A 7,077-nucleotide genomic window follows, 5' to 3' on the forward strand; every position below is an offset into this window, starting at 1 on the left:
AATCGATCAACAGGAAAAATGGGATATGCAATTGCAGAAGCAGCACATAAAATGGGTGCAGACGTAACTTTAATTTCTGGACCAACAAATCTTCCCGCACCGCCAAAAGTGAGAGTGATTCCCGTTGAATCCGCTGCAGAAATGTATACACAAGTCATGAGCTTTTATAAACAAAATGATATCGTAATTAAATCAGCGGCTGTTGCGGATTATCAACCAAAGCAAGTCTTTGATGGGAAAATGAAAAAAAAGAGCGGGGATCTTGTTCTCGAACTTAAAAGAACAACTGATATTTTAAAAACGTTAGGCGAACAAAAGGAACATCAATTTCTAGTTGGTTTTGCAGCTGAGACAGACAATCTAGATGAATATGCAAAAAAGAAACTCACATCGAAAAATTTAGACATGATCGTTGCAAATAATGTAACGACTCAAGGGGCGGGATTTGGGACAGACACAAATCTTGTAACGATATATAAAAAGGATGGAACTCATAAAGAACTGCCTATGATGACAAAGCTTGAGGTTGCAAAAGCTTTACTTCGTGAAGTGAAGCGGACGATGGATGGCGAAACAAAATGAAAATTGCCAGCATTATTGTCGATGTTCCGGCAATGCAAACAGATAAACCATATGATTATATCGTTCCCGATAAATGGAGTGACTTGATTGTAACTGGAATGAGGGTCGTCGTGCCATTTGGTCCTCGTAAAGTCCAGGGTTTCGTTATGAGCCTTTCAGAGAAAGCCGAAGTAGACAAGTTAAAGGAAATCCATTCCTTGCTTGATCTAACCCCGGCTTTGAACGAAGAGCTTCTTCACATTGGCAAATGGCTAACAGAAAAAACGCTTTGCTTTACGATATCTGCTCTACAAGCGATGCTTCCATCCGCAATGCGGGCAAAATATGAGAAAGAAATAAGACTTCTTGACCCTGCAAAAAGAAATGAATTGGAACCGGCGATTCAAGCATCTTTTGAACAGCATAATGAGGTTCATTGGGATGATGCCGAAAAAAATGATTTATTGCATATTTACCAAAAGGATATTAAAAAAGGTCATCTCGAAGTTGTCTATAATGTAAAAAATCGTAGCAATAAGAAAACGATGAAACAAGTACAGCTATCACTTTCAACAGAAGAAACTGAGAAAGTAATACAAGAGCTTTCTGCGTCAGCGAAAAAACAGAAACAAGTACTCGAATTTTTACTTAAAAATCCAAAATCTATCTTTTTAAAGGAACTTTTGCAGAAGGTTGGCGTGACTGACAGTACAATTCGAACAATGGTGAAAAAAGGGTATATCACCGAACAAAATGTTGAGGTTTACCGAGATCCATACGCGGACAAGCACTTCGAGCAAACACAACCAATGTCATTAACAGATGAACAGCAAAATGCGATAACTCCAATTCTTGCCTCAATCGAAGATGTCTTTCATAAAGTATTTTTGATGTATGGTGTTACCGGAAGTGGTAAGACCGAGGTTTATATGCAGGCGATTGATGCTGTTTTAAAAAAGGGTAAAGAAGCGATTGTCCTTGTCCCGGAAATCTCTCTTACTCCACAGATGGTGAGCCGTTTCAAGGGACGTTTTGGTTCCCGGGTTGCCGTGATGCATAGTGGGCTTGGAATTGGCGAGAAATATGATGAGTGGCGAAAAATATATCGTAAGGAAGTAAGTGTTGTTGTTGGAGCGAGATCTGCAATATTTGCTCCTTTTGAAAATATAGGGATTATTATTATTGATGAGGAACATGAATCAAGCTACAAGCAGGAAGATAACCCAAGATACCATGCACGAGATGTCGCGATTTTTCGTGGTCAGCTGCATAACGCTCCCGTAATTTTAGGAAGTGCGACACCAACTCTTGAATCATTTGCACGTGCCTCAAAGAATGTCTATGAACTCATTGCATTAAAGGAAAGGGTTAATAGCAGACCTCTACCAACAGTTGAAATTGTCGATATGCGCGAGGAATTACGTAATGGGAATCGATCGATGTTCTCAAATGTCTTATTTGAAAAATTAACCGCAAGACTTGAAAGAAACGAACAATCGGTTTTATTTTTAAATAAACGCGGCCATTCCTCATTTGTCATGTGTAGGGATTGTGGCTATGTTGCAAATTGCCCGCATTGTGATATTTCTCTCACATATCATAGACCACATCATCGCTTAAGATGTCATTATTGTGGATATGAGACCTTCATGCCAAATACATGCAATGAATGTGGTAGTGAGCATATCCGATTTTTTGGAACTGGTACACAAAAGGTTGAAGAAGAACTTGCGAAGGTTTTACCAGAAGCTAGGGTTATTCGAATGGACGTTGATACAACTAGTAGAAAAGGTGCTCATGAGAAATTATTGAAGGAATTCGGTGAAGGAAGAGCAGATATTTTATTAGGAACACAAATGATTGCAAAAGGATTAGATTTTCCAAATGTCACATTGGTCGGAGTTCTAACTGCGGATACGATGCTCAACCTGCCGGATTTTCGTTCTTCGGAAAAAACATTTCAGCTTCTTACACAGGTTAGTGGAAGAGCGGGGCGTCATGAACTGCCAGGTGAGGTTGTGATTCAGAGCTATACACCAGAGCATTATAGTATTGAACTTGCGAGCCATCATAATTATGATGGATTCTATCAAAATGAAATGCACATTAGAAAGGCTCATGCGTATCCACCTTTTTATTATTTGGCTTTAGTCACAGTCACACATCCGGAGTTAACGAAAACCGTCGATGTTGCTGAGAAAATTGCAATCTATTTACGGAAGTCCTTATCAAATCAATCCATTATCTTAGGCCCAGTGACCTCACCGATTGCCAGGATTAATAATAGATATCGATACCAATGCATGATAAAATACAAAAATGAGCCAAATCTGAACAAGCTTTTAAAAGGGATTTTGGATCGATACCAAAGAGAAATCGCACAAAACTCACTTACATTATCAATTGACTTAAACCCGTATATCATGATGTAGTTTAAAGTTGCGTTAGAAGAGAGAGACTGATAGAAAAGCGCAAGGTGCCCGGATTGAGGAACATCGACTAATTACCGCCAAGTCCTGTGTCGAACGTCGATGTCAGCACTTCCTAGAAAATGCATTGCATTTTCTTCGTGCGATGTTTATGCTGTCGAAGCCTTCTTTGTCCTGTGCAAGTCAAGCATAAGAAAAGCGCTGAAAGAAGGTGACTATTACCTTCCGAAGCGATTGACTTAGACCAGAGAGCCGATGGCAGCTGGAGCTAGACATATAAAAAAGTAGAATGTTGGAGGAACTCGTTTGTCTTTACTACCAATTGTTAAATATCCAAATGAAATACTAGAGGTTGAATGTGAAAAGGTGCTAACCTTTGACCGAAACCTATCAAAACTAATAAAAGATATGTATGACACAATGCTTGAGGCGGACGGTGTTGGATTAGCCGCCCCTCAAGTTGGAATTGCAAAACAAATCGCCATCGTTGATATAGGAGACGAGAGCGGACTTATTGAACTAATTAATCCCGTGATCCTTGAGCGTAAAGGTGAACAGGTAGGTCCAGAAGGCTGTCTCAGTTTTCCGGACCTTTTTGGTGAAGTAACACGTTATGATTACGTAAAGGTAAGAGCGCAAAACAGAAAAGGAAAAATATATGTATTCGAGGCAAGAGATTTCTTAGCCCGTGCAGTTCAGCATGAAATTGATCACCTTCATGGTATTTTATTTACCTCAAAGGTGAACCGTTTTTATGAAGAAGGAGAAATTGAAGGGTAGGTAATTACATGGAACGTATTGTATTTATGGGTACACCGGACTTTTCAGTACCTGTTTTACGTCAAATAATTGAGGATGGATACGAGGTTGTAGCTGTAGTGACACAACCAGATAGACCTGTTGGAAGAAAAAGAGTTTTAACTCCTCCACCTGTTAAAGTTGAGGCAATAAAACACAATATCCCTGTCCTACAACCAAATAAAATAAGAGAACAACAGGAAATAGATCAAGTATTGAGCTATAAGCCTGATTTAATAATAACTGCAGCATTTGGACAAATACTTCCAAATGAATTATTAGAAGCTCCAAAGTATGGATGTATAAATGTACATGCGTCATTACTCCCTGAGCTTAGAGGTGGTGCGCCGATTCATTATTCAATCCTTCAAGGAAAGAAGAAAACAGGTGTTACCATCATGTATATGGTTGAAAAGCTAGATGCAGGGGACATCCTAACACAAGTAGAAATTCCAATTCTAGAAACAGACCATGTTGGTTCATTACATGATAAATTAAGTGTGGCAGGTTCAAAGCTTTTATCAGAAACAATTCCGTTACTTTTAGATGGAAAAATAACACCGATAAAACAGGATGATTCCAAAGCAACCTTTGCTTCAAATATTAAACGCGAACAGGAAAAGATAGACTGGACAAAAGATGGAGAGGATATTTATAACCATATCCGCGGGCTCCACCCGTGGCCTGTTGCATATACTACATTAAATGGTGATGTAATCAAAATATGGTGGGGCGAAAAGGTATCATCATCCACATCTAAAAGTTGCGGCACTGTTGTTTCAATTGAAAAGGATGGGTTTATTGTTTCGACTGGGAATACTACTTTTATAAAAATCACCCAACTTCAGCCTGCAGGAAAGAAAAAGATGAGTGCAGAGCAATTCTTGTTAGGGACAGATTTACAGGTAGGGACTCGGTTAGGAGACAACAATGACGAAATCTAATGTTCGAAATGTAGCACTCGAAATCTTATTGCAAATTGAAAAAAATCAAGCCTATAGCAATCTGCTTTTGAACCAAATGATTAAAAAGCATGAGGTTAAGGGGAAGGACGTAGGTCTACTCACAGAGATTGTCTATGGAACAATCCAACGCCGTGATACATTGGACTTTTATTTGGCACCTTTTTTAAAAAAGAGCAAAAAGCTAGATCAATGGGTGAGAATTCTATTAAGGCTTTCCCTTTATCAAATGGTCTATTTAGACAGAGTTCCAGAACGGGCAATCTTTTTTGAAGCAGTCGAAATTGCAAAAAAAAGAGGGCATAAAGGTACGTCTTCACTTGTAAATGGGGTGCTTCGCTCCATCCAACGCGAGGGATTGCCATCATTAGATCAACTAAAGGATGAAGTAGAAAGACTTGCAATTGAAACAAGTCATCCGATTTGGCTTGTTAAGCGGTGGGTCAAGCAAATAGGAATGGAAGAAACTCGAAAAATGTGTGAGGTAAATAGTACTCCACCTGAACAAACCGCACGGGTCAATAGTGCGGCGATAACGAGAGAAGAACTTATTCAAATGCTTAAAGAGGATGGAATTGAAGCAGAAGAAGGGAGCGTTTCTGTTGATTCGATTAAGGCGGTTCGTGGAAATCTAGTCCATGCAAAAGCTTTTAAGGAAGGATATTATACCATCCAGGATGAAAGTTCCATGCTTGTAGCCCGTGCGCTTGGTGTTGAAAAAGGAGAACAAATACTGGATAGTTGTGCTGCACCAGGAGGAAAAACAACACATATTGCCGAAATACTACAAAATACGGGCAAGGTTTGTTCGCTAGACCTTCATGAACATAAAATAAAGTTAATTAATGAAGTAGTCAACCGGTTGGGGCTAGAAAACGTTGAAACAAAAGCCCTCGATAGTAGAAAAGCGGGGCAAATCTTTGAACCGGAAAGGTTTGATAAAATTCTCGTAGATGCTCCATGTTCAGGCTTTGGTGTTATTAGAAGAAAACCTGACATTAAATATTCAAAATTAGAATCAGACAATGAAAACCTTGCAAAAATACAACTAGACATTTTAAATGAGGTTTCATCTTTATTAAAAAAAGGTGGTATACTCGTGTATAGCACATGTACAATAGATTACGAAGAAAATGAAGGTGTTATTAAAACCTTCCTTGAGCAAAATAAAGATTTTATGCTAGATGAGACACTCGAAAATTACCTACCTGAAATAGTGAAACCTTATATTAAAAATGGACAACTTCAGCTTTATCCACATTATTTTGGTACGGATGGATTTTATATTGCAAGATTAAGGAAGCAGGTGTAATGTATTGGAAGAAGTACAAACAACTAGAAGAAAAAAACAAAACTTACCAAATTCAAAACCATCCATTTATTCTTTACAGCTAGAGGAACTTGAAAACTGGCTTATCGAAAATGGTGAGAAGAAATTTCGCGGAAATCAGATTTTTGAATGGCTCTATACGAAGAGAGTTACAACATTTGACGAGATGACAAACCTTTCAAATGCAATGAGACAAAAGCTTGCTGAGCAATTTACGATTACGACTCTTAAAACCATCATTCAGCAAACATCTGCTGACGGCACAATGAAGTTTTTATTTGAACTCCATGATGGATATTCAATTGAAACTGTTCTTATGAGACATGGCTATGGAAACTCCATTTGTGTAACAACACAGGTTGGTTGCCGCATTGGCTGTACCTTCTGTGCTTCCACATTAGGAGGACTAAAGCGGAATCTAGAAGCTGGTGAAATTGTTGCCCAAGTTGTAAAGGTTCAAAAGGCATTAGATGAACTTGATGAGCGAGTAAGTCACCTTGTTATCATGGGAATTGGTGAGCCTTTTGATAATTACGATCAAATGCTTTCATTCCTCAAAATTATTAATCACGATAAGGGCTTAAATATTGGAGCTCGTCATATCACCGTTTCAACAAGTGGAATCATTCCAAAAATCTATAAGTTTGCAGATGAAAAATTACAAATAAATTTTGCAATCTCATTACATGCACCTAATACAGAAATAAGAAGCAAGTTGATGCCGATTAACCGCGCATATAAACTGCCTGATTTAATGGAAGCTGTACGCTATTATATTGAAAAAACAGGAAGAAGAATTAGCTTTGAGTATGGGTTATTTGGTGGAGTCAACGATCAAGTTGAACATGCTGAAGAACTAGCAGAGCTATTAAAGGGAATTAAATGTCACGTTAACTTAATTCCAGTCAATTATGTTCCTGAGCGCGATTATGTGAGAACACCACGAGAGCAGATCTTTGAATTTGAAAAGACATTAAAGAAGCATGGTGTAAATGTA

Annotated in this window: 6 protein-coding genes; all 6 read left to right on the forward strand. The window is 38.4% G+C overall.

Going from position 1 to position 7,077, the window contains the following annotated elements; all coding sequences use genetic code 11:
• Nucleotides 1-582 (forward strand): bifunctional phosphopantothenoylcysteine decarboxylase/phosphopantothenate--cysteine ligase CoaBC (coaBC, locus tag V7147_RS23345; protein WP_335370192.1); only part of this gene is annotated, 582 nt, incomplete at its 5' end.
• On the forward strand, nucleotides 579-2,993 hold the full coding sequence (priA, locus tag V7147_RS23350) for a primosomal protein N' (protein WP_335370193.1): 2,415 nt from the start codon (nucleotides 579-581) through the stop codon (nucleotides 2,991-2,993). The genes coaBC and priA, both read left to right, overlap by 4 nt.
• A 303-nt stretch (nucleotides 2,994-3,296) precedes the next feature.
• Nucleotides 3,297-3,770 carry a peptide deformylase gene (def, locus tag V7147_RS23355; RefSeq protein WP_335370194.1) on the forward strand — a complete coding sequence of 158 codons (474 nt, stop codon included), beginning with the start codon at nucleotides 3,297-3,299 and terminating at the stop codon, nucleotides 3,768-3,770.
• An 8-nt stretch (nucleotides 3,771-3,778) separates the two neighbouring features.
• Nucleotides 3,779-4,732 carry a methionyl-tRNA formyltransferase gene (gene fmt / locus V7147_RS23360; RefSeq protein WP_335370195.1) on the forward strand — a complete coding sequence of 318 codons (954 nt, stop codon included), beginning with the start codon at nucleotides 3,779-3,781 and terminating at the stop codon, nucleotides 4,730-4,732.
• Nucleotides 4,719-6,062: a 16S rRNA (cytosine(967)-C(5))-methyltransferase RsmB gene (gene rsmB, locus V7147_RS23365; RefSeq protein ID WP_335370196.1), complete on the forward strand. Its 1,344-nt coding sequence runs from the start codon at nucleotides 4,719-4,721 to the stop codon at nucleotides 6,060-6,062. The genes fmt and rsmB overlap by 14 nt, the downstream gene beginning before the upstream one ends.
• A gap of 4 nt (nucleotides 6,063-6,066) precedes the next feature.
• The coding region (gene rlmN, locus V7147_RS23370) for a 23S rRNA (adenine(2503)-C(2))-methyltransferase RlmN (RefSeq protein ID WP_335370197.1) at nucleotides 6,067-7,077 on the forward strand (1,011 nt) is incomplete at its 3' end.

This window comes from Bacillus sp. JJ1521 (assembly GCF_036965165.1).
In the GTDB taxonomy this organism is placed as follows: domain Bacteria; phylum Bacillota; class Bacilli; order Bacillales; family Bacillaceae_L; genus Ferdinandcohnia.

What these genes read in the sequence shown, in the direction of transcription:
- rsmB (WP_335370196.1), top strand. Translation starts at nt 4,719, where the DNA reads ATGACGAAATCTAATGTTCGAAATGTAGCACTCGAAATCTTATTGCAA.
- priA (WP_335370193.1), top strand. Translation starts at nt 579, where the DNA reads ATGAAAATTGCCAGCATTATTGTCGATGTTCCGGCAATGCAAACAGAT.
- fmt (WP_335370195.1), top strand. Translation starts at nt 3,779, where the DNA reads ATGGAACGTATTGTATTTATGGGTACACCGGACTTTTCAGTACCTGTT.